Origin of the sequence: Glutamicibacter sp. AOP5-A2-18 (assembly GCF_052446055.1) — a bacterium.
Classification (GTDB): Bacteria; Actinomycetota; Actinomycetes; order Actinomycetales; family Micrococcaceae; genus Glutamicibacter.
The window spans coordinates 1,396,206-1,421,932 of the sequence record NZ_JBQSVW010000001.1 but is presented as its reverse complement, the minus strand read 5'-3'; the positions used below and the strand labels follow the sequence as shown (position 1 = coordinate 1,421,932).

The 25,727-nt window shown below is 52.1% G+C and carries 18 protein-coding genes; 6 read left to right on the top strand and 12 right to left on the bottom strand.

Going from position 1 to position 25,727, the window contains the following annotated elements:
* Position 1: 1 nt before the first annotated feature.
* On the bottom strand, positions 2–2,011 hold the full coding sequence (locus ACT3RW_RS06750) for a CDP-glycerol glycerophosphotransferase family protein (protein WP_444613239.1): 2,010 nt from the start codon (positions 2,009–2,011) through the stop codon (positions 2–4).
* A 149-nt stretch (positions 2,012–2,160) separates the two neighbouring features.
* On the opposite strand from ACT3RW_RS06750, the gene ACT3RW_RS06745 reads away from it, so the two are divergent.
* A complete protein-coding gene (locus ACT3RW_RS06745) occupies positions 2,161–3,468 on the top strand; it encodes an ISL3 family transposase (protein ID WP_441665189.1) in 1,308 nt (435 codons plus the stop codon).
* Here ACT3RW_RS06745 and ACT3RW_RS06740 read toward each other — a convergent pair.
* A complete protein-coding gene (locus tag ACT3RW_RS06740) occupies positions 3,459–4,013 on the bottom strand; it encodes a CDP-glycerol glycerophosphotransferase family protein (RefSeq protein ID WP_444613238.1) in 555 nt (184 codons plus the stop codon). The two genes, ACT3RW_RS06745 and ACT3RW_RS06740, sit on opposite strands and share 10 nt — an antisense overlap.
* A gap of 241 nt (positions 4,014–4,254) precedes the next feature.
* Between ACT3RW_RS06740 and ACT3RW_RS06735 the strand changes: the two genes are divergently transcribed.
* Positions 4,255–5,532: an ISL3 family transposase gene (locus tag ACT3RW_RS06735; protein ID WP_444612499.1), complete on the top strand. Its 1,278-nt coding sequence runs from the start codon at positions 4,255–4,257 to the stop codon at positions 5,530–5,532.
* A gap of 825 nt (positions 5,533–6,357) precedes the next feature.
* On the opposite strand, the gene ACT3RW_RS06730 is transcribed toward ACT3RW_RS06735, so the two are convergent.
* On the bottom strand, positions 6,358–8,199 hold the full coding sequence (locus ACT3RW_RS06730; RefSeq protein ID WP_444613237.1) for a hypothetical protein: 1,842 nt from the start codon (positions 8,197–8,199) through the stop codon (positions 6,358–6,360).
* A 34-nt stretch (positions 8,200–8,233) separates the two neighbouring features.
* Positions 8,234–10,837: a polysaccharide pyruvyl transferase family protein gene (locus ACT3RW_RS06725; RefSeq protein ID WP_444613236.1), complete on the bottom strand. Its 2,604-nt coding sequence runs from the start codon at positions 10,835–10,837 to the stop codon at positions 8,234–8,236.
* Between the two features lie 278 nt (positions 10,838–11,115).
* On the opposite strand from ACT3RW_RS06725, the gene glf reads away from it, so the two are divergent.
* Positions 11,116–12,288 carry a UDP-galactopyranose mutase gene (glf, locus tag ACT3RW_RS06720; RefSeq protein WP_131088004.1) on the top strand — a complete coding sequence of 391 codons (1,173 nt, stop codon included), beginning with the start codon at positions 11,116–11,118 and terminating at the stop codon, positions 12,286–12,288.
* Between the two features lie 386 nt (positions 12,289–12,674).
* On the opposite strand, the gene ACT3RW_RS06715 is transcribed toward glf, so the two are convergent.
* Positions 12,675–13,691, bottom strand: a complete 1,017-nt coding sequence (locus ACT3RW_RS06715) for a glycosyltransferase (RefSeq protein ID WP_131088003.1) — start codon at positions 13,689–13,691, stop codon at positions 12,675–12,677.
* Between the two features lie 308 nt (positions 13,692–13,999).
* A complete protein-coding gene (gene serA, locus ACT3RW_RS06710; protein WP_444613235.1) occupies positions 14,000–15,595 on the bottom strand; it encodes a phosphoglycerate dehydrogenase in 1,596 nt (531 codons plus the stop codon).
* 840 nt (positions 15,596–16,435) lie between these two features.
* Between serA and ACT3RW_RS06705 the strand changes: the two genes are divergently transcribed.
* Complete coding sequence (locus ACT3RW_RS06705) at positions 16,436–17,119, top strand: SGNH/GDSL hydrolase family protein (protein ID WP_444613234.1); 684 nt, start codon at positions 16,436–16,438, stop codon at positions 17,117–17,119.
* Between the two features lie 67 nt (positions 17,120–17,186).
* Here ACT3RW_RS06705 and ACT3RW_RS06700 read toward each other — a convergent pair whose 3' ends face one another.
* Complete coding sequence (locus ACT3RW_RS06700) at positions 17,187–17,900, bottom strand: class I SAM-dependent methyltransferase (RefSeq protein ID WP_444613233.1); 714 nt, start codon at positions 17,898–17,900, stop codon at positions 17,187–17,189.
* A gap of 276 nt (positions 17,901–18,176) precedes the next feature.
* Here ACT3RW_RS06700 and ACT3RW_RS06695 point away from each other — a divergent pair, with 276 nt between their 5' ends.
* Positions 18,177–18,782, top strand: a complete 606-nt coding sequence (locus ACT3RW_RS06695; RefSeq protein WP_444613232.1) for a sunset domain-containing protein — start codon at positions 18,177–18,179, stop codon at positions 18,780–18,782.
* Between the two features lie 217 nt (positions 18,783–18,999).
* Here the strand turns inward: ACT3RW_RS06695 and ilvC are convergent, their stop codons facing one another.
* The 4 genes from ilvC to ilvD all read right to left on the bottom strand — a co-directional run bounded on the left by ilvC (position 19,000) and on the right by ilvD (position 24,540).
* Entirely contained in the window at positions 19,000–20,031 is a 1,032-nt protein-coding gene (ilvC, locus tag ACT3RW_RS06690; RefSeq protein ID WP_131087976.1) for a ketol-acid reductoisomerase, read from the bottom strand.
* 102 nt (positions 20,032–20,133) lie between these two features.
* The gene (gene ilvN / locus ACT3RW_RS06685) at positions 20,134–20,652 is read right to left on the bottom strand and encodes an acetolactate synthase small subunit (protein WP_131087975.1); all 519 of its coding nucleotides are present in this window, start codon (positions 20,650–20,652) and stop codon (positions 20,134–20,136) included.
* Between the two features lie 3 nt (positions 20,653–20,655).
* Positions 20,656–22,539, bottom strand: coding sequence for an acetolactate synthase large subunit (locus ACT3RW_RS06680; protein ID WP_444613231.1), 1,884 nt, complete (start codon positions 22,537–22,539; stop codon positions 20,656–20,658).
* 288 nt (positions 22,540–22,827) lie between these two features.
* A complete protein-coding gene (gene ilvD / locus ACT3RW_RS06675) occupies positions 22,828–24,540 on the bottom strand; it encodes a dihydroxy-acid dehydratase (protein ID WP_444613230.1) in 1,713 nt (570 codons plus the stop codon).
* 108 nt (positions 24,541–24,648) lie between these two features.
* Between ilvD and ACT3RW_RS06670 the strand changes: the two genes are divergently transcribed.
* Positions 24,649–25,110, top strand: coding sequence for a hypothetical protein (locus tag ACT3RW_RS06670; RefSeq protein WP_131087972.1), 462 nt, complete (start codon positions 24,649–24,651; stop codon positions 25,108–25,110).
* Positions 25,111–25,203: 93 nt separating this feature from the next.
* Here ACT3RW_RS06670 and idi read toward each other — a convergent pair whose 3' ends face one another.
* Entirely contained in the window at positions 25,204–25,722 is a 519-nt protein-coding gene (idi, locus tag ACT3RW_RS06665) for an isopentenyl-diphosphate Delta-isomerase (RefSeq protein WP_444613229.1), read from the bottom strand.
* Positions 25,723–25,727: the final 5 nt, after the last annotated feature.

Here is a 25,727-nt window from a genome sequence, read left to right as displayed (position 1 = left end):
TCTAGCCAAAAAGCTTATAAAACTCGTTCATAGCTCGTTCGTTATATTCCAATGAGTCAAATGGTTCATATACGATATTGTCAATTGTGTGCTCATACATGGCCTTGGCCAACGAACCAGCATTCTTGTCGACGATTGTTCCGACATTCGCTGGCAGCGCTCCTTTGACCGAGCCAAACGAAGTCGTAATTACAGGCAGCCCAAGAACGAGAGCCTCAAGAAGGACCATCGGCTGTCCTTCATAATCACTGGATAATACAAAAACGTCGGAATTTGCCATCAGCTTGAAGGGGTTGCTCGTGTGCCCCACTAATTTGACTGATTCTCGGAGCCCCATACTCGTAATCTGAGATTGCAATTCAGCACGTAAGGGTCCGTCACCAGCAATCACCAAACGGGTCTGAGGAATCTTTTCATGCACCATTCCAAAAGCGTCAATCAACCTGCTGTGGTTCTTTTCAGGTGATAAACGACCGGCTGAAAAAAAGGTAAAGAACGCAGGAGAAACGTCTTCACTGCTATCGATACCTGACGATCGATATTGCGCGGGCCTCTTCTGGTCGATGATCGCGGTAACCAGTTTCCCCATGTTTCGGCTTCGAACTAGTTGGTCACCTCTGGCCGACGCGCCGACAGCGTTCCCGTTGCCCGATGCCATCTTTCGGATTTTGGCAGGATTGATTGTGTTTGAAGACCAAGTGAACTTTGAATAATCCGCCCACTTTTCGAGTGACAAAGCATTAATCTCAGCAAGCCCTTGTGAGACCGACACCAGTCTGTCGAATTTCGCGTACAAAGAAAAGGTTGAAAAGAGTCCACTTTTCAGAGGCATATTGCCCGCGATGGATCTATGTGCGTCCGCCGCCAGATCATTGTGCATCCAAATTGCCCGCGATTTCGCTGGACCATGGAGGAAAAGAGTTCCCCAAAATGACGTATACCCGCTGAAATCAATTATGTGATCAAATTTCGCATCACCGAAGCAGCGTCTCCACTCACTTTTCCATAGGCGCTCTTGACTCTTGAAGGAAGCGCCAAAGCTGGCGCTTCCTTTTCTAAGGATTCTCAATCTCAGAAGGTTGTCGATATAACTGCTATTAAAGGTTCCAAATCTGAAGACCAATCTGGCGTTAGGATTTACTTGGCGGAAACTTCGTTGTTGCATCTCTCCGGTCGAGAATGGGCACAAAACCGTGACATCATACTTTTCGTAATCAATATTATCGAGAAGATTTAGCGCAGAAGTCGTAATCCCATTGGGGATCATGCCACCGACATAAATCAAGAGCTTAATTTTTGAGCTTGAACGCAGTTCTGTGTTTCTGTGTGAGGAAGTTCTTCCAAGAAAAATCGAATCAATTACCCTATCGCAAACGCCTCCGTCATCATTGACGGTGAACTTTTCAGTAAGGTTGGCATATTGGGTAGAAGCAGAGAGTTCCATCTCAGGGGAAGAAATAGCCTCATGCAGTGCGACTATTAGGTCATCAGCATTCTGACTGACAGGACCTGGAAGATCTTCAGGCTCGAGGTACAAATCTCGGTATTTTCTATATTCTTGCAAGTCTGGAATATAGAAAAGAATCGGACGCTTGGTTGACAGGAAATCAAAAAATATACTTGAGTAGTCAGTTATGAGATAACTGGACGCCCCCAGCGCAACGTTTGTCGGCACAGAGTTGGGAATAACATTATTCTTAAGTGAAGGAATCTCCGAAACCACATCCGAGACCACCTGGTGCGCTTTTAACATCACTCTGAAACGGCTCGGGTCTAGTTCCGATTCAATTTTCTTGATGATGTGCTGCAAAGAGGAGGCGTCGGTAAATGGGCTGAAGTAGGATTCGCCCTTCCAAGTTGGTGCATATAATATGACTTCTCGGTTATCAGGAGACAAACCCTCGGCTGCTAACAGCCTATTAAATTCTTCAGTTGCCGCCTGCTTGTCTTGTTGACGGTCGGTTCTGGGGCTGCCCTCCTCAATAACGGTACCTTCGAAAAGGTTCTCCATCTTGAACGCTTTAGCGGCTCTTCCGAATTCAGAGTGTAGATACCTAAACCCAACACCACAGCTCACAGGCATGTCATAAATCAATAAAAAGTCGAGGCCTTCACGAGAATGGAAGTTACCACACTAACGATTCTTGAAAGACCTCGACTGTGCACCATTCTATCTATTCCCCAGCGGATCTGACGACTTTCACCGGCCTCGACAGTCTAGGACTAACGGCTATCGCTCAACACATAACCTCAGCCAGGGCTGAGATTCTCTGCGAAGTCACCACCCCAAACCCATGGTGCCAATCCTGCGGAGCCCAAGGAATACCACGCGATACCGTCATCAGACGTATCGCGCACGCACCGTTCAGCTGGCGGCCCACCGCCCTAGCTATCCGTCACCGCAGGTACCGGTGCACGCAATGCCACCATGTCTGGCGTGAAGACCTCACCCAAGCTGTATCACCACGACAGAAAATCAGTAAAACTGGTTTGCGTTGGGCGCTCTATGGCCTGGTCACCCAACACCTTTCAATCTCACGGATTGCTGAAGGATTAGGCGTTTCGTGGAATACCGCCAATGACGCGGTGTTGGCCGAGGGTCAACGGTTACTGATCAATGATTCCACCCGCTTTGACGGGGTCAAAGTCCTTGGCGTTGACGAACACGTGTGGCGTCATACCCGCGACGGGGATAAATACGTAACGGTCATCGTGGACCTCACGCCCGTCATGGAAGACACCGGAGCATCCCGTTTATTAGACATGATTCCCGGCCGTTCCAAGGCCGTGTTTAAGACCTGGCTTGCTGAACGCGATGAAGCATGGAAAAACACTGTTGAGGTCGTCGCGATGGATGGTTTCACAGGCTTCAAAACCGCTGCCGCTGAAGAGCTACCTCAAGCCGTGGAAGTTTTGGATCCTTTTCATGTGGTCAAGCTCGGATCTGACGCGTTGGACCAGACAAGGCAGCGGGTTCAACGGGTGCAGCACGGTCATCGAGGGCGCAAAGATGATCCGCTGTATCAGTGCCGGCGGACCCTGACTACCGGGCTGTCATTGGCTACGGAGAAGCAGAAAGCCAAGGTTGAAGCGTTGTTCAAGAAACCTGAGTATGAGCCGGTTGAACTGGTGTGGAGTGTTTATCAGAAGATGGTTGATGCGTACCGGCAATCGAAACCAGAAGTCGGTCGGTGGGCTATGGGGCAGTTGATTGAGGAGATAGGAACGAAGGTGCCCAAGGGTTTGCCGGAGTTGAAGAAGCTCGGTGGAACTCTGCGGCGTAGGAAGAGCGATATTCTGGCGTATTTTGACCATGTTGGCTGTTCGAACGGTCCTACTGAGGCGTTGAATGGGCGGTTGGAGCATTTGCGGGGTATCGCTTTGGGGTTCCGAAATTTGACGCACTATGTCGCACGGTCATTGTTGGAGACCGGTGGATTTAGGAAGGTTTTACACCCTCATTTGTGAAGAGCCGCTTTAGCGTACATGGAATCAGTCATAGCGCGAGAAGACGAAAGAAGATAATCCGCAGCCAGAAAATTCCTCACTATGTTCTTGGCGTCGGAAGCGCGACCCTTGATGTCATATCCCATTTTCTTCAACGGAATACCATGCCAGGTATTTACGTAGACCTGATCAGGCCTTTTGGCGAATTGTGTCGGAAAGGATACATTGTTGATTAGGTATTTACTTGTATTGAGCGCCTTATAGTATTCAAAGCTCAGGTACTTAACGAATTTAATTCGTGGGTTTGATTTGTATTCGTTAATTGATTTTGAATATCGGCTGAAATCGTTAATGACCCAAATGAAGCGATACTCGGAAAAGTCGCTCCTGTTGAGCATGCGTCGAAAGAGCGCTTCCGGGTGGCATAGCATTCCATTGCCGGAGAACGACTCAAACAGAATGGTGTCATGCTGAATCGGGTAATTCTGCCAAAAAGTTCTAATTTCGTTCTTAATTAGTCTTTTTACTTTGCTAGGCAACCGTTTTACGTTGTCTATTTTTGGCATTAATTTACCCTTCTGCTTCAGTATCAGTCCACCGGCGTACATGAACGTTGACCTGAGCAACTACGAAGTTATCAATCCCGCATCACTTTGCGGAGACGTCAAACTACTCCAACTTAACTCACGGTGCAAGTATAGTGGCTCTTCAAGTTTTAGCGTGGTGACCCCGAAAAAGAAGTAAGGCCCGCAGTCCTCTGCGAAGATGAGTGTTGTCTAGACATACATCAGCAAGGAACTACGAGCCGTGTTCAAGGATACCGGGCCAATCGATGCTGCGTCGATTCTGTTGAACCTCAACGACTACCGCGTCATCAGCGCCACCCACGAAGCAGACGGACGACAAGCCCTCATCGAGCCCAAAGCTACCGAAGCAGCATGCCCCACCTGTGGAGTGCTCACCCAACGAATCCAGGCCAGACCAATACATCGGGTGAAGGACGTGCCAGTCGGCGGCACCGACCTGCAGGTATTGGTGCGCAAACGCCGTATGGCCTGCCAGGAATCGGCCTGCGAACGCCGTTCATTCGTTCAAACCACCGAGCAACTCCCGTTCCGTGCCAGGATCACCACACGACTCTCCCAACAGTTCGTGGACGAGATGAGTTCCGAACTCAGGGCAGTGTCCCGGGTCGCTGCCGCGCATGGGGTGTCTTGGCCTACGGTCATGGCCCGGCTAACCACGATCGGTGAACTGGTCGGGGACGTGGACCGCATGTTCATCCGCCGGCTCGGCATTGATGAGCACCGGTTTCGCAAAGTCCGCTACGCACGGGGCCGGACCGGGAAAGTAGTGCGGATTGAGCCGTGGTCGATTGTGTTTACTGATCTGGATACCGGAAAGATTCTGGATATCGTGGACGGACGCCGCGGCACGGCGGTGAAACGGTGGCTGAAGAATCGGCCACGGTATTGGCGCCAACGGGTGCAGTACGTCGCGATCGACATGTCATCGGAGTTCCGCAAGGCGGTGCGGGAGAATCTGCCGAAGGTAAAGGTTAGCGTGGATCATTTCCACGTGATTCAGCGGGCGAATCTGATGATCACCCAGGTCCGCCGACGTCGCTCCCACGAAGTCTTTGATCGTCGTGGCCGGGCTGCTGATCCGGCTTACAAGTACCGGAAATTATTGACTTGCAATCTGGAGAACTTGTCGATCAAGCAGGTTGAACGGTTGAAGCTGATCTTGGAATCAGACCCGGAACTCGGAGTGATCTATGCGATCAAGGAGCATGTGCGGGAACTATTGAAAGCTACGAATATCCATGAGTTCCAATCCCGGTGGGCGGTGCTGGAAAAGTCCGTGCGAGCAACAACAATGGTTGAGGCGAAGTCGCTGTTCCGGACGTTGACCGGATGGCGCAGGGAGTTGCTGGTGTTCGTTAGAACCAGATTGACGAACGCCAGGAGTGAGGCAGCGAATCTGACGGCGAAGAACTTGAAACGCATTGGCCGGGGTTATCGGAACCATGCGCATTACCGCCTTCGGATACTGTTATATACGGCAGGGCTGCGCCCGTGCTGAACACTCTGCACCACGCTTAAGTTTTAAGAGCCAGTATAGTCTAATGCTTGGAATTTAGAAGAGACTTCCTCGGCGAAAGTGACAGGGGCCAGTCACGTTTGGTTCAGTAGCTCGAGTAAAGCGAGGTCAGAGTGCCAGTGAGATCTATACACGTTCTCGGTGCTGGGAGACCTGGGATGTAAGTGACATAGTGTGAAACATCCTGTTCACTCTTTGAGAGTGGGTATAAACCCAATGTTGAGCCCACAGCAGTAGGCTCAGATTTTGATCTTGCCGTTGCTGGCTGTGACCGAAACAGATGGTGCTAGTTCAAGTAATTCACTTGTCGGTCTCGTAACAATGCGGAAGTTCGCTCTGCAACCCGTAGTTCAATCTTGTTTCGCCTTATTACGATATGATCGCGTAGCTTTCCTCAACGGTAGTCTGAAGACGTTCACGTCCTGATGGTTCGAGGTCAAATTTCGAAAGATGCGAGGTGTGGAATGCTCTTTACCAAGCGATTATGTATCACGGTCTCCATTGCAACTGTCGGCTATGCAATTCAAAAAAGCACCGTACCAACCGAAACTTCTTGGTTGGTACGATGCAGATCTGGATCTTATGGTATTTTCCGAGCGGACGACGCTCAGTGCGATGGACTCTACTCGATGGTGAGTACCATCATGTATGCCGCAGAAACTCGTTCGCCCCTGGACTCTTCGCCTTTGAGCTTAGAAAGAGAATCTACTCTGGCTGGAGTGGAGACCGATCGCTGCACAGATGCAATAGCTAGTGGATTCGCTAGCGAATCATAGCGACTGCGTCGTCATGCCAGTTGAATATTGACTATCGGTTTTGAGTTCCATCCCCTAAGAGATTCAACTTTTCTGTCCAGTAAGCGTCAGACGTCAACTGGTCATACCCATCACGCCATAGACGAAGGTTCTCTTCGTAGGTCGCCCTCAATCGCATGGTGTTTCGCACCAGTCGTGCGGTTTCGCGCCAGAACTTTTTCTGGCTGCGACGAACTACGTAGGCTGAAGACTGATCTCCATTGAGGTAAGTGATCTGTTTTGCGCCATAGACCTTGTGGTAGTCATCCCTAAATGGCGAAGACAACGTCAAATCAGCATCACCCTCCTTGCCCATTGGCAACAAGTGTCCATTCAACGATGCTAAGAGTAGGGCCCTAGCAAGACGCGACTTTTCACCGTGAAGTTCTTCCGGCCGCTCAACGACTGGCTTCCAGGCTTCCTGCTTCGTCAAAGCCTTCAGATCCGAACGCCGTCTTGCCATATCGGCATGCTTATCGAAGAACTTTGGTCCTCGGAGCACATCTTCAAAGGCAAGGTTGATTGCCGAAAGAGTGTCGTAGTGGAACCGCATGACGTTGCGTTGGTAGAAGCTCAGCACCATCTGCTGCAGTTCAATCCATGATCGTTGCTTTTCTGGAAGCGACAGGTGGTGTACCAGGTGGCTTCTGAAATCCAGATACCAGGTCATTGGCGAAGCCTTGTCAGTGAAATTCTCTTGAACAGACGCAACGCCAGGAAGCGAAACGATGTCAAAGTCATTGACCAATGAGAAGCTCACGTCGTCTCCACGAACAAAGAATGGGAACGGCAAGTGTTCCACTTTGTCTAACGGGAACGCGAAGAACCACCAACCGGCGTAAAGATCTTCCGGAGCTGGAATAGTCGTCTCATATTCCATTTCGAACACGGCATCGCGCGAACGCAGATCTAATCCGTGATACCTAGGCTTACATCCCAGATCAAACTCCGCACCATTTTCCCAGATCTGCCAACGGTGTGAAGCGTTGATCATTGCGCCTGCAACGGCAGTACGTGAATCTCGGGCATAGGCCAACAGCCACCATGTTCGGGACAAGGCTTCCATCTGGATCGATGCGTCGTCATCCATGAACAGGCAATGTGTAGCGCCGATTTCTCGTGCGCGCAATAGACCACGTGTGAATCCGCCAGCTCCGCCCAAGTTTTCATTGGGAATGACTTCGACGCCGCCACCGTCTTCGACTTTGAGCGAATTACCGTTATCCACAACAGTCATGCTGATGTGTTCTTTGATTGCCGAGTCCACAAGGAACTCACGGAAACGGGAAATCGTATCTTCTACTTCAGCTTCTCGCTTGAAGGTAGTTACCGAGAGCATCAGCTCCGGGGTTCGCACTGGCTTCGCTGTAGTCGCCCACGCAAAATCTTCAAGCTCGCCATCTTGCAATGCCATCAGGTCAAAGAACAGCAGCGATTCTTCCGGTGTCTCCTCGTCTACTAGGACCGGATGGCGATACATGCCGTCTAAGGTCACCACTTCGCTAACCAACTTGTGCCACGACTTATGACGGTCAGCTTGGAAGACGGTCAGTTGGAAGTGCCCTTTGCCTTTGAGCTGAAGTTCTAGTGGGATATCTCCACAGATCCGCTTCCACTTCCCATAATTGAACACGTTGTAGTAGGTGCCCGTAGAGAGCAAACCACCAGGCGCAAACTCTGCCGCTCCACGGCTCAGTGAAATGCCAACAGGACCGTAGACATGAAAATGTGCTTCTTGTTCGGTCGAAATCCCAGCCTGTAGCCAAATCCCAGGCTGTACAGGGTACGTCTTGGTGGAATCAGCCATGTCAGGTCCTTCAGTCTGTTCCAATTCAAATGTTGCTGGCAACGTCATGCTTGTGTCACCCTCCTTACCGATGAGTTGTTGGTTAGCCATGTCGCTTCAGGATGCTGTCGGCTTCTACGCGCTTTGAGCGTGGAACCAGGACACTTTGGTCAAAGTTACCGACAGCAACAAAGGCGATGAAGACTTCATTCTCAGGAAGATCAACAATGTTGCGAATCTTCTGTTCCTTCTCGACTCCCATGGCTGTGTTCAGCAGGCATGATCCCAATTCCATTTGGGTTAGACCCAGCAACAACGACATCATGAACAGCCCGCCATCGACGAAGGGCTGATTGCGTTCCGGTGCGAAGAGGAAAGCATCTAGATCTGCAGTGACCAAGAGCAGGCGTGGCGGCGCATTGAATCCAAAGAATCCACCCTGAACTTCAAGTAGCTGCTTGATGATCTCTGGATCATCAAACTGGTGAACACGTGCTCCCTGACGGCTACAAACCGATGGTGACTGCATGGCAATCTGAACTGCGGAAGCAATCGCTGAATCATCAACAGGAGTGTCGTTGAATTCGCGTACGCTGCGACGCCCGTAAACGACCTCCATGAATGCACGGTCATCATTAGGCGTTTCAACCGGGTCTTCGCGGTGCTTCGAAGCTGGGAACGCTCCGCCCTCCCCCAGCTGACCCTTTGCGATTACTTCTTGCGACTCCACCGAAAACAAGTTTCGGAAATGAGAGACATCCGTATTGGTCTCCTCGTTGCGGGCGAAGTAGGCCTTCATCACCGAAGCTGAGCTTTGAACGATGGTGTCGTCCGTGCCCAAACCACGCGATAGCCAAGCATTCATCTCTTTGGCAAGACCTGGGATGGCAATTCGTCCGAAGCCCGGACGGAAGTTGCTATGGGTCAGTCCCTTTTCAATTGCGTGCGCATGAAAGAACATCCGCGCGCGGATCCCAGTTACAGAGTCTGCTGACCTTCCGCGAGTAAAGGAACGAACTTGCTGCTCAAAGTCATGGTTGGCCAGCCGGCGTGCCTGCTTGGAGAAACCTTCTACAATTTCGTCTGACTTCTTGGCCGCTGGAGCGCTGGGTGCCGGTACTTTGCCCTTTGCATCAGAAATCGAAATTTCGTGTACCTGCGCTCCGGCCTTAGGACCGGTGAAGTGCAGTGCTCCAAGCATGATCTGGCTTAGCCCCTGCTCCGCTACTGAGAACTCGAACTCATCGGTGCGCAAGCCCCCCGAACCGGCGGCCACTGCAGCCTTGCCGATTACTCGGAAGGTTCCGGATTCAGGGTTACGTAAGTGCACATTGATGCTCTTAGTCTGCGTGGTTGGTGTCCACTGAATCTTGATGCGCTTTTTTGAACCTGGAGTAAGTGGCTCCGGAAGATTAGTCCAGACGTGCTTCCCACGAAGTTCTTTGTCTTTTACGACGCTCAGCGAAACACCCTCTGCGCCCTTATCGATGGACCATACGTCGCTGTTAGCGGAGAAGTCTAGGTCCAGGGTGTGGCTGTTCTTGCTGGCTGCCGCGGCTGCTGTAACGGCCTTGCCGTTTTCAAGTGCGGCTGTCGACTTTACCTTGGGGTTCAAAGCTGCCTTGAGCCACTCAAGCGATGTCTTACGCCCGTTCTTGATGTAATTGCGGGCCTTGGTGAAATCGATGGTTCGAGTCACGTTTTGATTTTCATTCACGGTCTCAGTGGTATCACTTTCATAGACGCGGCGGGTGTCACCAAATCCGAGTGAGGCAAGCAAATTCTTGAATCGGTCCGCACCACGCTTGTTGTTGTAGATCGATGAGAATGGCTTCTCAAAGATTACCGAGAACGCTGTGCCGTGGAAGCTATCGGTGACTACGTAGCTGGCATCTTTGTAAGCACGGAGGAAGTTTTCTGGTGAGTCGGCTGCAATGATCTCTGCACGAGGTTCATCAGACCAAATCTCTTCTGCTACAGAGCGTCCCTCATCGGGGTTGCAAATCACGAGGATCTTATCCAAGCCTGTTTTTTCAAGGATGGCTACTGCCGTCGACTTCTTTTCCTCTGTTGGGTCCAGAAGGAACACTGCCAAGTATTCACCCTCAGGTGAGATCGACGCCTTAGAAGCCAGCTTGTTGTAGTGTTCCTGGTCCAGAAGGAATACCGGATCAACTACGAGGTCTGCTTTGACGCCAAAGATGTCGCTAGCCGTCTTCACTGCATAGTTCTCACGTACAGAGATAGCTTTGAACTTTTGAAGATTCTGCGAGTGCTTTTCAACGAAGTCCTGCTTGAACTTATCAGTTCCTCGATTGCCGAAAGACGTGCCGTAGGCAACTCGGTTTCGGTCCGGTGCGACAAAGTCCAAGAACAGATCATCGTTGACGCGCCCGATAAGCGGGTTCCACAGCTGGTCACTGCCAACGACAAACGTTTCAGCGAGCTCATTTAGCTGATCCAGATCTGAGTAATGGAGCTGATCCGTGTATTCGTATCCGGTGCGGCGCGCAAAATCCATTGACAGGATCTCGTTTGGCCATTGCACACGGAAACCGTTGTAGCCGACAGGTTCATGCACCATGAGAACCGAATGGCCGAGGTTTTCGATGGCACGGTTCAAACCGTAGTAGGTCAGAATTGATCCGTAATTCTTGCCGTACCACCAGCCGAGGACGGCCACATCATACTTATTCTTCGGATCCACCAAGGGGAAATTCCTCATTCCTTGTCTTACGCATCAGGCATGAACTAACGCATTGCCACGTCGTACTTCTGTAGGCCCGGATGCCATTTGTCAGCGAATTCTCTTATGCTGGAGCGATCCGAAACGGACTTTCCGTTGGCCGCAAAAAACCACATTATCAATAAACCAATTCCTTCACCTTTGAAATTGACCCACCGGCAAATTTGTTTATATTAAGTACACCTCCCGTTAACCTTCAATACGACAGCTCGTTACTGCCGAATGAATAAATTGCATGTATGGATACAGACTTATTAGTTGTCGGATCAGGATTCTTCGGTCTCACCATTGCCGAGCGCGCCGCAGAAGCTGGCCTCAAAGTTACGGTAATTGACCGGAGGTCACACATCGGCGGAAACGCCTACAGCGAAGCAGAACCTGAAACGGGCATTGAAGTGCACCGTTACGGGGCTCACCTGTTCCACACATCAAACGAGCGTGTGTGGGAGTATGTGAATCGCTTTACCAGTTTCACCGACTACGTTCACCGTGTGTACTCCACCCACAATGAACAGACTTTCTCATTGCCAGTAAATTTGCACACGATCAATCAGTTCTTTAATGCCGCATATACCCCAGATGAAGCACGTTCTTTGGTTAAAGAACAAGCTGGGGAGTTTGACGTTGATACCGCAAAGAATTTCTACGAAAAGGGTATCGCCCTTGTAGGACGCCCACTGTTTGAAGCATTTTTCGCTCACTACACAGCCAAGCAATGGCAGACTTCTCCAGAAAAGCTTTCAGGCGATATTGTCAGCCGCCTTCCTGTTCGCTACAACTACGACAACCGCTACTTCAACGACAAGTACGAAGGTCTACCAACGGATGGGTACACGGCTTGGATTGAGCGCATGGCGGATCACCCGAACATCACGGTTCACCTGAACACTGATTTCTTTGATTCAAGCCAACCGTTCAACAAGGACGACCTAGCCGGCCAGATTCCGATTGTTTACACCGGACCCATTGATCGTTACTTCGACTACAGCGAAGGTGAGCTCTCATGGCGAACCCTGGACTTTGAGGAAGAAGTTGTGAATGTCGGCGATTACCAGGGAACACCGGTGATGAATTATCCAGATGCTGACGTGAATTTTACTCGCATCCACGAGTTCAAGCACTTCCACCCTGAACGCAAAGACAGCTACCCAACTGACAAAACTGTCATCATGCGGGAGTTCTCACGCTTCGCTACAAAGGAAGATGAACCGTACTACCCGGTCAATACTCCAGAAGATCGTTCCGGATTGCTCGCCTATCGTGACCTCGCGAAGCAGGAACAGAATGTGTTCTTCGGCGGCCGTCTTGGCACCTACCAGTACTTGGACATGCACATGGCAATCGGCTCTGCGCTTTCCATGTGGGACAACCAGATCTCCGCACTTGCTGAGGAGCAAAAAGTCTCTCAGTAATATGAGCTAAGCATTAAGCCTTCGGGGTGTGTTCGCGATTCAAGCGCGAACACACCCCGTTTTTTGTCATCGCACCAGAAAGAGACTGCGTGTACGCAAACGGCTAGTTATCTTTGGCGTCTTGCTGCGAATGCGGCTGACAATGACGACCGTGCATCGAAGGCCGCACCAATCACAAGGCGTTTTCCTGATACTGGTTGTCCTGGTCTCCCGGTCCCCTTTACGGGGCATGGAAAACCTTGTCAGCGCTTGTTCACTGCGAACCTAGCAATGACGACTAGCACCGAGCTCAGGATCATCCACCGGGAGAAACAATTTCAGCCATTAAACCAACAGCCGAGCACCCCATACCAAAGGGCGCCCGACTCTTTTGCAAGTCCGTCTGTCTAATGATTCTTTAGCTGATTACTGTTGTCAGTTGATGCCAAGGGAGCCATCGGTTTCCATGCCCTATCGATTTCTATCTTTCGCCCGTCGCGCAGCCCCCTGAAGAGGTTGGAAGTCCCGCGGATAGTCTTCTCAACGAGTACTAATCGCAAGATTTCCTTCGCGAAGGTCAGCACTGTTCCCAAGGCGAAGTGAGCGGGGAATAACACGCCGTGAGCGCGATAATACTGTTTGAGAATCGCCCGGTTGCGCATGATGTAGTACCGGTATCCGTTGCTTGACGCGTTAAAGTGCCTGATACCGAGGTCGAGTTGCCTAATGTCTCGGGTACGCCTGAGAACAAACTCATTGACAATAACAGAAGTGGTGATCTTCGAAGCTAACCAACCGTAGAGCTGGTCGTCCCAATATATGAAGAACCGTGGGTCTGGAAGCCCAATACGACGGACCACTTCCCTGTGGATGAACATGCCTTCGAAGCACCCGGAGTTCATCTCTCGATATCCAGTGATATCAAAGTCGCTCGGCGCAAACGGAATCGGGATGGCAAGACGGTCAGAGATCCGATATTGCCAATAGAACTCACTACCGTCGTAGTCGTACCGGCGTCCCTGAATAACCTGGAACCGCGCCGCCCACTTGCCTAATTTGCCAAGAGAATCAGGAATGACCTCTACGTCATCGTCCATCATCCAGATCCATGAGGCGCCCAGTTCATATGCGGTTTTCACGCCGTGATGGAAACCGCCTGAACCACCGGTGTTCGTAGCGAGTTTTTGATAGATAACCGTTGGAGCCAGCTCGCTCGTGTGCTTGGCAACAATCTCATGCGTGTCATCCGCTGAGTCGTTATCAATAATTACTACGTGACCTGGCGACGGATTCATCACTTGGATACTGGAGAGAAGACGATCAAGCAGGTGTGACCGGTTGTAAGTAACGATCACGATCGCCGTATCCGACGGCGAGAAACTCGTCTTGTCGATCTCTACTTTGTCTTTTGGTTCAGGCTTCATATCAAATCAACTTTATCCCAACAAAAAGATGTCAGCTAATTATGAAACGACTTCTCATTAAGAATAACCTAAATTCAATCACAAATTCATCTTCCGTTTACCTAGAACTCCCCAAAGGTTTGCATTATGAATTGTTCGGCGAAAGTCATCATCATGCAACCACGGCTACCGTCCCGCTGGCGACGGAGGTGAGCCGGTCCTGATCGAGCCTGTCTAGACTTCATCCTGGGCACAGTCTCCCCACAAACGAAAGGACCCGCCCGCCGAACAAATTATTCAGCGAGCGGGTTGCCTCAGATTAGTGATGCTTAGTCGGCGAGGTTGATCTCTCGCGCAACGCTCGCACCGATAGCAGCGCCAACTACGTCTAGGACACCAGTAGGCAGTGCGGAGTCGATGCTGATGACGGCCAGGGCCTCAGACTTCTTTTCATCGCGGGCAACCTGCATGCCAGCGATGTTGACACTCTGCTCCCCCAAAACGTTGCCTAAGGAACCGACAACACCTGGGCGGTCAGCGTAACGAACTACGATCATGTGATCAGAAATTGGGATTTCAATTTCGTGACCATTGATGCCAACCAGCTTTTCAATCTGCTTAGGACCGGTAAGGGTACCGGACACCGCAAGTTGCGTGCCCTCATTGGTTGAACCCTTGATGGTCAGCTGATTGCGGTACTCAGGCGAGTCAGCGGTGGTGATCAAACGAGTGGCTACGCCACGCTGTTCCGCAAGAACTGGAGCGTTCACGTAGGAGACCTGCTCCGAAACGACATCCATGAAGACACCCTTGAGTGCCGAAAGCTCAAGCGCCTTGACATCTAGTGAGGCGATTTCGCCAGCAACTTCAACGTCAATGCTGGTCAACGAACCAGCGGTCAGTGCGTTGAAGATACGACCAAGCTTTTCGATCAACGGGATGCCTGGGCGTACGTTCTCATCAATGACGCCACCGGCAACGTTGACTGCGTCCGGAACCAGCTCGCCAGCAAGTGCTAGACGAACCGACTTAGCCACAGATACGCCGGCCTTTTCCTGAGCCTCATCAGTGGAAGCGCCCAGGTGTGGGGTGACGGTGACGTTCTCAAACTCAAAGAATGGAAGGTCGGTGCTTGGCTCCTTGACGAACACGTCAATGCCAGCGCCAGCAATTTCTTCATTCTTCAATGCTTCGTAAAGTGCATCTTCGTCAACCAAGCCACCGCGAGCTACGTTGACTACGTAGGCAGTGTTCTTCATCTTCGAGAAAGCATCCTTGCCCAGCATGCCCAGGGTCTCTGGAGTCTTAGGCATGTGGATGGTAATGAAGTCAGCCTGTTCCAGCAGTTCATCCAGAGTCACCAAGGTTACGCCTAGCTGGGCTGCGCGTGCTGGAGTGATGTATGGGTCAAAAGCAATAATTTCCATACCGAAGCCCTGCAGGCGAGCTGCGACCAAAGCGCCGATACGACCAAGGCCGATAATGCCGGCCTTCTTCTCAAAAAGCTCAACACCGGTGTAGGAGCTACGCTTCCAAGCACCGCTCTTTAGCGAGGCGTTGGCAGCTGGGATTCGACGAGCCAAAGACACGATGTGACCAACGGTCAATTCAGCAGCCGAGATAATGTTGGAGGTTGGAGCGTTCACAACCATGACACCGGCCTGCGTAGCAGCCTTGATGTCCACGTTGTCCAGGCCAACACCTGCACGAGCGATAACCTTCAGGTTCTTCGCTGCGGCGATGGCTTCTGCGTCTACCTGAGTAGCGGAACGAACCAGAATTGCATCTACATCAGCGATAGCTTCAAGAAGCTGAGAGCGGTCCGCACCGTCCGTCTGACGAATTTCAAAGTCGGGACCGAGAGCAGCAACGGTTGCAGGAGAGAGTTGCTCGGCCAAAAGTACGATGGGCTTAATGTCAGACACGGGTGTGGCACCTTTGCGATTTCATTGGGCTGATGCTTGCAAGACGGTAGCTTCTAACGACTACCTTCGAATCAAGCGTAACCCTATGCATCCAACGTTTTGGTGCGAATTCACGCATGTTACGTAGAGAAACCGGCACTTTGTGAAAACTTTCACTTATTACATAGAATGTGACATCCTATCCTTCTGATGGAACCGTGGAAACGTTGTCCGAGATGCTGAAGGCAGTTCGGCTAAAAACAGCTACATGACCCTCATCTCTAAGTTCGTCTTCTCCGACGCAGAAGATTCGCCGGAATCAATTTCGGGATAACGGTGGCTACCAAATGCGGGATTTGAAACCCTTTAAGCCTCTGACATCAGCTCATCGCTACGGAGAGATGCTTCAGTGGCAAAGCATGGCGGCGCTCGGAACTATATCGAAGGTTCCCAAGGCAGCAAGACCTGATTAGGTCTTCGCTACGTACAAACTCGAGTTAGTGGACGCAGCTACGCATGTTGCAAAGCAAGCTGGGGACGTTTTGACTTGAGTTGCAGAGCAGCGGTGGACGGACGGTATTAGTATCGTCCGTCGGGACCGTTGCAGCCCTCGCATGACACTCCAACTTTCCGGCACTCGCGAATCTCGTTTGTCGCTTTGCAACCGTCGTCGCTCCAACTCCATGCTCAACAAACTGCCCGAGACATACTTTTTGGGCCCAGCACAAGTTCCACGATAGGAGGCGAATGACACCTCCCGATACAGCATTCGACTAGTAATTTCGAGATAAAATACTTGTAAACAAGGTCGTTGGCGAACTGCGCCCAAAATACCCAAAAATTTATCAATACAGGAACTAAGTGTCTCGAAAAAACCTTCCACTTGTGGTGATCAGTATTGTCACATTGACGTGTCTAGTATTTGCTATCGTGGTTCTGCGCACTGGTGCGTCGAGCCGAGACGCCACGGATAACGCGCCCACCAAGGTTCCCGCAAAGCTTGAAAAGGTTCTCTTCAGCGGTGACTCAATTTCTGATGGTTGGTTCGCATCCGTGAAGCCAAAGGGATTCGCCTACATCGTGGAGCGCGCGCTACAACCTAAGCAAAGCATCCATACACACATGCATGGATACACCGTTGGCCAAGTTGCCGAAAAATTTATCATCCCCACAAATGTTGACCTAGCGATTGTTGAACTAGGCACAAATGATGTCGGCAAGGGCACTACGTATGAGGCCTTCAACATTAACTATCCAGGGTACATCGATCGAGTAAGGACCAAGTCCCCGAAAGCCGCACTCGTTTGCGTAGGTGTCCTCCCCAATTCCCGGAAGGCCAAGAATTTCGACAAGGTAATCCAGGAAACATGCGAAGACCATCGGGGAAGATTTGTTTCGATTAGCGATTTGGCGTCAAATCAGCATGCGGTCGGACCGGTCGGAAAGCAGACCTGGGCGGGTAGATCCGACCTTGGACACCCGAACGATTACGGGCATGAAGTCATAGCCAAGCGCATTTTGGCAATTCTGCGAGACGGTAACTAACTTCTACACGTAGGTTCGGCAAGCGCCGGTTGCGCAACCTGATTGTTGATAGGGCCGGCCAGCGAGCTCAATATGTTCGTTCCCCACGCACTCGCAAGCTGAAAAAGATGAAGCTCAGGAACGCGTCGCGCTCCCTCAATAGTTCAGGAACAATCTCCAACGGGGCTTCTTTGGAATACGGCGGTTCCCATACCCGTTCGATGACAAACCCTGCGTCGATGAAGGCCGCCGTCATTACGTGCAGTGGATGATGCCAGTACGTCAGCTCTGCCTCCTGGCCATTGAAGCTCACTTCATCGGTGTACTCCGTGACCTTGAAGTAGTCCTGCCCCCGGTGGTTCCACGGATAAAGGATCGGATGATTAACCGACATGATTAGTCGCCCCTCGTGGCGAAGTACGCGTCGCACCTCCTGGAGCGCCAGCGACCAATCGGGCAGATAGTGGAACACCAGGGACGCAACCGCATCGTCAAAGGAATTGTCCTGGTAGTGTAACTTCTCCCCCAGCTTTGCAACTCGAAGATCAGCTGAATCTCCGAGTCGTTCTCTCGCTAGCTCAAGCATCCCTGCGCTAGCGTCAAATCCTGCTACCGCAGCACCTCTCTGGATTAGTTGCTCGGCCAGCGGCCCAGACCCACAACCAATATCCAAAATTTTCTTACCTTGAACTTTTCCAGCAAGCTCAAGCATTGCCGGACGTTCATAGTATGCGTTCAATAAGCTCGTTTCGTTTTCACGAGCATATTCCTTTGCGAACTGATCATAGTTACTTGTCGACATGCGCGTTCCCCTCTTCGTATTTATGCTGAGCATAGCAACGGTTCCTGAGCCACATCAGGAAAGACCATGCAATCGCCCGTACCGCGAAAACGATCCAGAATTCTCGTTGTATATCAAGAAATACTTTTAAGTGGTCTTTTCTTTTCTCATTGCTTTACCACGAGCAGGGCAACTACGCCCACCACTAAATCACTACTGTCGCGTATTGGAATTTAGTAATAAGATAGATACTGGAACATTCAAGTTCCTCACTCTCACCAACTTTCATGGGGAAATATGAAAACTCTCGTTCAGCGCGCTCTTGCGGTCTCCGCAGCCTGCGCGCTTGCCTTCTCAGGCGTTTCCGCAGCCTCTGCAGCTGCAGTCCCGGCATCAGTTCACAATGTTGGCATCGTGGCCGCAAAGAAAACTGCTCCGGTCACCATCAAGAAAATTGGCAACAAGACCGTAAAGGGATCTGCCAAAGCGACCGTCAAGCCAAGCTACAGCAAGGCAAAGAACGTGCAGATCAAATCTGCTCTTCTAAAGGTCACCAAGGGAAAGAAAACCGTCGCGAAAAATAAGAAGTCGGTCAAGCTAGCAGCCGGTTCCTACAAGGTCACCACGACTGTGAAGTACAAGGCCAAGGGCAAGACTTCGACAGTTTCTAAGACTCAGAGCTTGCAGGTAAAGAAGGCTTCCACGAAACGTTCGGTGAAAATGAATGGCAAGGCCACTCAGTGCCCTGCCGGGTACCCAGTGAAGGGCAACCGCACGGGCAGCAAAAAAGAGTGGAAGTACCACGTTCCAAACGGTGCGTTCTACGCACGAACCAAGCCTGAAGAGTGCTTCAAGAACACCTCTGATGCACGCAAAGCCGGTTACCGCGCTTCAAAACGCTAACCAACAAGCTCTATCTCCGTAAGCCTAGATAGCTCGTTGTACAAAGCCTGCCTGGTCTGAACCCGCTTCGGGGATTCGACTAGGCAGGCTTTTTTATTGGGGTGTTCTGCTTCAAATGTTCTGCTTCAAATAGCAAAAGGTTCGGCCCATCGCCCCTAGATACAGGGGCGGTGGGCCGAACCTTTGAGTCTGCCGTAAGTACGACTGACTGCGTAGCTTAGCGGGCTACGGAACCATCTACGTAGTCATCCGAGGATGCGTCCGAGATCCAGGAGAACAGCGAGCGCAGTTCGCGACCGGTGGTCTCGATTGGGTGGGACTCACCCTTGGCACGCAATTCCTTGAATTCAGGAGCGCCAGCCTTCTGGTCTTCCATGAAGCGCTTAGCGAAAGCGCCGGACTGGATATCGCCCAGTACAGCCTTCATGTTTTCCTTCACCTCTGGGGTGATCACGCGTGGACCGGAGACGTAGTCGCCGTACTCAGCGGTGTCAGAGATGGACCAACGCTGCTTGGCGATGCCACCTTCCCACATCAGGTCAACGATCAGCTTCAGCTCGTGCAGAACCTCGAAGTAGGCGATCTCTGGCTTGTAGCCAGCTTCGGTCAGAACTTCGAAGCCGTACTGAACCAGCTGCGAGGTACCGCCGCAGAGCACAGCCTGCTCACCGAACAGGTCGGTTTCGGTCTCTTCGGTGAAGGTGGTTTCGATAACACCAGCGCGGGTGCCACCGATGCCTGCTGCGTAAGCCAGTGCCAGTTCCTTGGCGCCACCGGTGAAGTTCTGCTCCACGGCGATCAGGTCAGGGATACCACGGCCAGCTTCGAATTCGCGGCGTACGGTGTGACCTGGAGCCTTCGGTGCAACTAGGGCAACGTCAACGTTGGCTGGTGGCTGGATGAAGCCGAAGCGGATGTTGAAGCCGTGGCCGAAGAACAGTGCATTGCCTTCTTCAAGGTGCTCTGCGATGGACTCGGAGTACACCTGAGCCTGAACCTGGTCTGGGGTCAGGATCATGATGACGTCGGCCCAAGCAGCTGCTTCAGCTACGTTGGAGACCTTCAGGCCTTCAGCTTCAGCCTTGGCGCGGGACTTGGAGCCCTCAGCCAGACCAACAACAACCTCAACACCCGAATCGCGCAGGCTCAGTGCGTGTGCGTGACCCTGGGAACCGTAACCAATGATGGCTACTTTCTTGCCCTGGATGATCGAGAGGTCTGCGTCGTCTTCGTAATACAGATCAGCCACTGTAGTTCTCCTTATTTGTGCTCTGGCGTTTAGCTCAATCTCTAAGCTAGGTGCCAAGTATCTAAAATTTGTAGTTCGTGTCCGTTGATGTCTTCGCCAGTCTTAGGCGGAGAGGGACTTTAGTGCGCGGTCGCTCATTGATTTGGCGCCACGTCCCACCGCGAGGGTGCCGGACTGAACAATCTCTCGAATGCCAAAAGGCTCAAGGATCGCCAAGAGCGCTTCAATCTTTGCCGCGTTGCCGGTAGCTTCCACTACCAGCGAGTCGGTAGACACATCGATCACCGAGGCACGGAAGAGTTCCGCAGCCTGGGTCACCTGCAGGCGGGTTGCCGCGTCGGCACGCACCTTGACCATGATGTGGTCGCGCTGCACCGAGGTTTCCGGCAGCAGTTCGACAATTTTGATGACGTTGATCAGCTTGTTCAGCTGCTTGGTCACCTGTTCTAGGGAATCGCCCTCGGCGTCAACCACTACGGTCATGCGGCTAATGCCGTCAATTTCCGTGGGGCCTACAGCCAATGAGTGAATGTTGAAGGCACGGCGGGCGAAGAGGCTAGCTACTCGGGTGAGTACACCAGGTACGTCTTCTACCAGTACCGAAAGCGTGTGCTTTGCCATGTTTTAGTCCTCCTCTTCCCATTCAGGGGTCATGCCCTTAGCAATCTGAATTTGGTCGTTGCTGACTCCCGAAGGAACCATTGGCCACACCATCGAATCAGCCGAGACAACAAAATCGATCACCACTGGGCGGTCATTGATTTCCAAAGCCTGCTTGATGGTGGCGTCAATGTCTTCATCACGTTCACAACGCAGTCCCACACAACCGTAGGCATCTGCCAACTTCACAAAGTCGGGAATGCGTGCAGTGCCGTGACCGGTGTTCAGATCGGTGTTGGAGTAACGGCCGTCGTAGAACAGGGTCTGCCACTGACGAACCATACCCAGTGAAGAGTTGTTGATAATGGCAACCTTGATGGGGATCTTGTTGATCACGCAGGTGGCCAACTCTTGGTTGGTCATCTGGAAACAACCGTCTCCATCAATAGCCCAGACCACACGCTCAGGCTGGGCCACCTTGGCACCCATTGCTGCAGGTACCGAGAAGCCCATGGTGCCAAGACCGGCCGAGTTCAGCCAGGAGCGTGGACGCTCATACTTAACAAACTGGGCTGCCCACATCTGGTGCTGGCCTACACCGGCTACGTAAACGCCTTCAGGACCGGTGAGTTCACCGATGCGCTGGATCACGTTCTGTGGCGCGGAGAGTCCATCCTGGGTTTGTGTGTAACCAATTGGATAGGTTTCGCGCAGACGGTTCAGCAGTCCCCACCAACCGGTCAGATCGGCCTGAGGTTCGTTTTCAAAGCGGGTAGCGCAGGCTTCTTGCAGCTGCGGGATGATCTCATCCAGCGAGCCCACAATTGGCACATCTGCTACACGATTCTTGGAGATTTCCGCTGGGTCGATATCGGCGTGGATCACCTTCGCGTTAGGAGCAAAGGAGGAAAGCACACCGGTGACACGGTCATCAAAGCGAGCACCCAGGGTGATCAGCAAGTCTGACTGCTGCAGTGCAGTCACCGCGGATACTGCACCGTGCATGCCAGGCATGCCCACGTGCTGTACATGGGAGTCAGGGAACGCACCGCGTGCGGTCAGGGTGGTGACCACTGGCGCGTTGATGAATTCCGCAAATTCCTTCAGCTCTTCGTGAGCGTTGGCCTTGATGACGCCGCCGCCTACGTAGAGCACCGGACGAGTTGCGCCGGCGATCAGCTTGGCTGCTTCGCGTAGCTGCTTGTTGTGACCACGAGTCACCACACGGTATCCAGGCAATTCCACCTTTGGTGGCCACGAGAAGGTCATATCCGCCTGTTGGGCATCCTTGGTGATATCTACCAGCACCGGACCGGGACGACCGGTCTGAGCTAGGTAGAAGGCACTGGCCAAGGTCTTGGGAATGTCTTCTGCTTTGGTGACCAAAAAAGCGTGCTTGGTGATCGGCATCGTGATGCCGACAATGTCTGCTTCCTGGAATGCGTCAGAGCCGATAAAGGCACTGTGCACCTGACCGGTAATTGCCACCATTGGGACCGAGTCCATATTGGCATCGGACAGTGCGGTGACGAGGTTGGTTGCGCCGGGGCCGGAGGTAGCGATACAAACGCCTACCTCACCGCTAGCCATGGCGAAACCCTGTGCGGCATGGCCGGCACCCTGTTCGTGGCGGACCAAGACGTGGTTGATCTTGGTCGAATCCATCAGTGGATCATAGGTGGGAAGGATGGCCCCACCTGGCAATCCGAAGACGTCTTTGACGCCTAGTTCTTCCAGCGAGCGGACGATGGCTTGTGAGCCCGTCATCTGTGTGGGAGCAACGATAGTATTCGGACCCTGTACCGGGTTCGAAGCTTCCACAACGGAAGAGACAGCGGCGGCGGCATCCTTGGTTCGATTGATTGAATTCGCAACCGACGCCGGATTGGCGGGTGTTGAGTTGCTCATCGGGATCCTTTCCATTTCTATCTCTTCGTTTGCGCATAAAAAACGCCCCGCGGCCGTCGCTACTGACGAAAGGGGGCTTGCGCGTTACCGATGTTCTGTCCGCTTAGTGCGACAGCGTCTCAGGCTCCGCGCCTGATAACTAGTAGAACATCGAAGTTTGTTTGCATGCCTCTAGTTTTCTCTACCCGAGGGTAAAGAGCAAATAGACGCCCCGTTCATCTCAGTATATGAGATGAATGTCCATGGTGTGGACGCTTCGTCTCACCCACACCATGAATTTTCTGCTGCTTAGCCACAATACGCGCCTGTCGAAGCAGAATTGACTAGCTTTGCGTACTTGGCCAGCACACCCGTGGTGAACTTCGCTGGCAAGGGCTTCCACCCAATCTTGCGAGCTTCCAATTCTTCGGGATCAACCAAGAGGTCAAAACTCCGTGCCGAAATATCGACACGGATCTTATCGCCGTCGTTCACAAAGGCAATGGGCCCACCATCAACGGCTTCAGGTGCCACGTGTCCAATACACAATCCGGTGGTTCCACCGGAGAAGCGTCCGTCGGTAAGTAGCAAGACATCCTTACCTAGACCGGCGCCCTTGATGGCTCCGGTAATGGCCAACATCTCTCGCATACCCGGTCCACCCTTGGGTCCTTCATAACGAATGACCACCACATCTCCGGCGTGAATCTTTCCTGCATCCAGTGCTTCAAGTGCACCTTGTTCACGTTCAAAGACGCGAGCTGTACCTTCAAAGACATCAGCATCAAAGCCGGCGGACTTCACCACTGCACCTTCGGGAGCCAACGAACCATGCAACACGGTCACCCCACCGGTCTTGTGGATCGGGTTGTCCATGGCACGAAGGATCTTGCCGTCAGGATCTGGTGGAGCGATGTGCGCGAGGTTTTCAGCAACCGTCTTGCCGGTGACCGTCAGGCAGTCTCCGTGGATCAATCCTGCATCTAGCAACGCCTTCATCACTACGGGGACACCGCCAATGCGGTCCAAGTCATTCATCACGTAACGGCCAAATGGTTTCAGGTCCGCTAGGTGCGGAACCTTATCTCCAATGCGGTTGAAGTCGCTCAGCGACAGTTCAACTTCAGCTTCCTTAGCAATGGCCAATAGGTGCAACACTGCATTGGTTGAACCGCCGAAGGCCATCATGACGGCAATAGCGTTTTCAAAGGCTTCTTTGGTCATAATGTCGCGGGCGCGAATTCCCTTGCGCAACATTTCAATCACGGCTTCACCGGAGCGGTGCGCAAAAATGTCGCGGCGTCGATCGGCTGACGGTGGAGCGGCGGAACCCGGAAGGCTCATACCCAGGGCCTCACCGATTGATGCCATGGTATTTGCCGTGTACATGCCACCACAGGCACCTTCACCTGGACAGATGGCACGTTCAATAGAATCTAAATCTTTTTCGCTCATTCGCCCGGCCGCGCAAGCACCTACAGCTTCAAAGGCGTCAATCAAGGTGACGTCTTTTTCGGTACCGTCTTCTAGCTTGACCCAGCCCGGCATGATGGAACCGGCATAGAGGAACACTGATGAGAGGTTCAGTCGGGCAGCTGCCATGAGCATTCCCGGCAGCGACTTGTCACAGCCGGCCAGCAGCACTGAGCCGTCAAGCCGTTCGGCCATCATCACTGTTTCTACCGAGTCGGCAATGACCTCTCGTGAAACCAGTGAGAAGTGCATTCCTTCATGGCCCATAGAAATGCCATCAGATACGGAGATGGTTCCGAACTGCATGGGGAAACCGCCGCCTGCGTGAACGCCTTCTTTGGCGCCTTGGGCTAGACGATTAAGCGAAAGGTTACATGGAGTGATTTCGTTCCATGAACTGGCAATACCAATTTGAGGTTTTGCGAAGTCATCATCGCCCATGCCGACGGCACGCAACATACCGCGCGCCGGAGCGGCGTGGATACCATCGGTGACCACACGGGAACGTGGTTTGATATCTGGCGTAGCATCCTGGCTCATAAATTTCATTCTAGTCGTCAATATGACCAATTGAGCAACCCATGACGTAACCATGACATGTTTCAATAAATGTTATGACTGATCAAATTGTCCAAAGATATCGGTAGAGTAGGAGACATGGACAACCGCCCAGACGAAAATCCAGCCGAGCAGGTCAAAGCGCGTCTTCACGACGCGTTCGATTCGCAGATCCCTAATTTCGCCAGCTACAACCTTGTAGCTGGAACCGGTATTGCCGGTTCTGGAGGACTTAAGGTCATCGGCTATCGGCGTCAGCCAGCAGAACTGATCATCGCTCCGGTGAATTCCAGTGACTTGCGGGCCTCCGAAGACGCCATCAATATCAATAACACCAATGTGAACCAGCTTGCCCAGCTTGTAGACGGCGGCTATGAAGTCGCCACCTCCACTGGACGAGTCTTCCGCTTCACCATCCCGGTTAAGCCGAGCATTGATTTTTATATCGATGACGCGGTGAGCGTTGGTGCCGTTATTGATCAAGAGTCAGATGCTCAGGACTTTGCTGAGTTCATGGATCACTTCATGAACACCGTTGAAGGAACTGAAAACTTCGTATAGGTCAACGTCGACCTCCGAACAAGACAAGGAAGCCTCCCAAACTCTTTTGAGTTTGGGAGGCTTCCTTGTTATTAGTTTCAGTTTCGATTCGACTCAGGCACGCTGATATAAATCCATCTGTTCCGCTTGCCAAACTACCCATGGGCTAAATGCCCAAGGGGTCAGGCGAAGGGAGTCCCGCAGCTGATTCGGGTCAACCCAGCGGTGATCCATCACTTCGCTCGGGTTAGCCGAAATCTCGCTATCAATCACCGCAGTGAACACCGGGCAGATTTCATTCTCAACAATGCCGCTGGCATCTACCGCTCGATAACGGAAGTCAGGCAGCGCCAGTTCGACTGACTTGATGGACAGACCAAGTTCGTGTTGGGCATGGCGCTTGATGGCATCTTCCATCACTTCATCCGGTTGCGGATGCCCACAAAATGAATTCGTCCAGACTCCAGGCCAGGTGAGCTTATTCAGTGAACGGCGAGTAACCAGAACCTGTCCGTCTGCATTAAGCACGTGGCAGGAGAATGCTTGGTGCAGTGCGGTGTCGGTGGTGTGCACCAGTTCTTTGGCACAAGTGCCAATTGGTTGGCCATCCTCCGACAGCAAAACTACATCCATGAAGA

Coding starts and splice junctions, on each gene's coding strand:
- ACT3RW_RS06750 (WP_444613239.1), bottom strand. CDS start 2,011: ATGGAGAACCTTTTCGAAGGTACCGTTATTGAGGAGGGCAGCCCCAGA.
- ACT3RW_RS06740 (WP_444613238.1), bottom strand. CDS start 4,013: ATGCCAAAAATAGACAACGTAAAACGGTTGCCTAGCAAAGTAAAAAGA.
- ACT3RW_RS06730 (WP_444613237.1), bottom strand. CDS start 8,199: ATGACGTTGCCAGCAACATTTGAATTGGAACAGACTGAAGGACCTGAC.
- glf (WP_131088004.1), top strand. CDS start 11,116: ATGGATACAGACTTATTAGTTGTCGGATCAGGATTCTTCGGTCTCACC.
- ACT3RW_RS06715 (WP_131088003.1), bottom strand. CDS start 13,691: ATGAAGCCTGAACCAAAAGACAAAGTAGAGATCGACAAGACGAGTTTC.
- ACT3RW_RS06700 (WP_444613233.1), bottom strand. CDS start 17,900: ATGTCGACAAGTAACTATGATCAGTTCGCAAAGGAATATGCTCGTGAA.
- ACT3RW_RS06695 (WP_444613232.1), top strand. CDS start 18,177: ATGAAAACTCTCGTTCAGCGCGCTCTTGCGGTCTCCGCAGCCTGCGCG.
- ilvN (WP_131087975.1), bottom strand. CDS start 20,652: ATGGCAAAGCACACGCTTTCGGTACTGGTAGAAGACGTACCTGGTGTA.
- ACT3RW_RS06680 (WP_444613231.1), bottom strand. CDS start 22,539: ATGAGCAACTCAACACCCGCCAATCCGGCGTCGGTTGCGAATTCAATC.
- ilvD (WP_444613230.1), bottom strand. CDS start 24,540: ATGAAATTTATGAGCCAGGATGCTACGCCAGATATCAAACCACGTTCC.
- ACT3RW_RS06670 (WP_131087972.1), top strand. CDS start 24,649: ATGGACAACCGCCCAGACGAAAATCCAGCCGAGCAGGTCAAAGCGCGT.
- idi (WP_444613229.1), bottom strand. CDS start 25,722: ATGGATGTAGTTTTGCTGTCGGAGGATGGCCAACCAATTGGCACTTGT.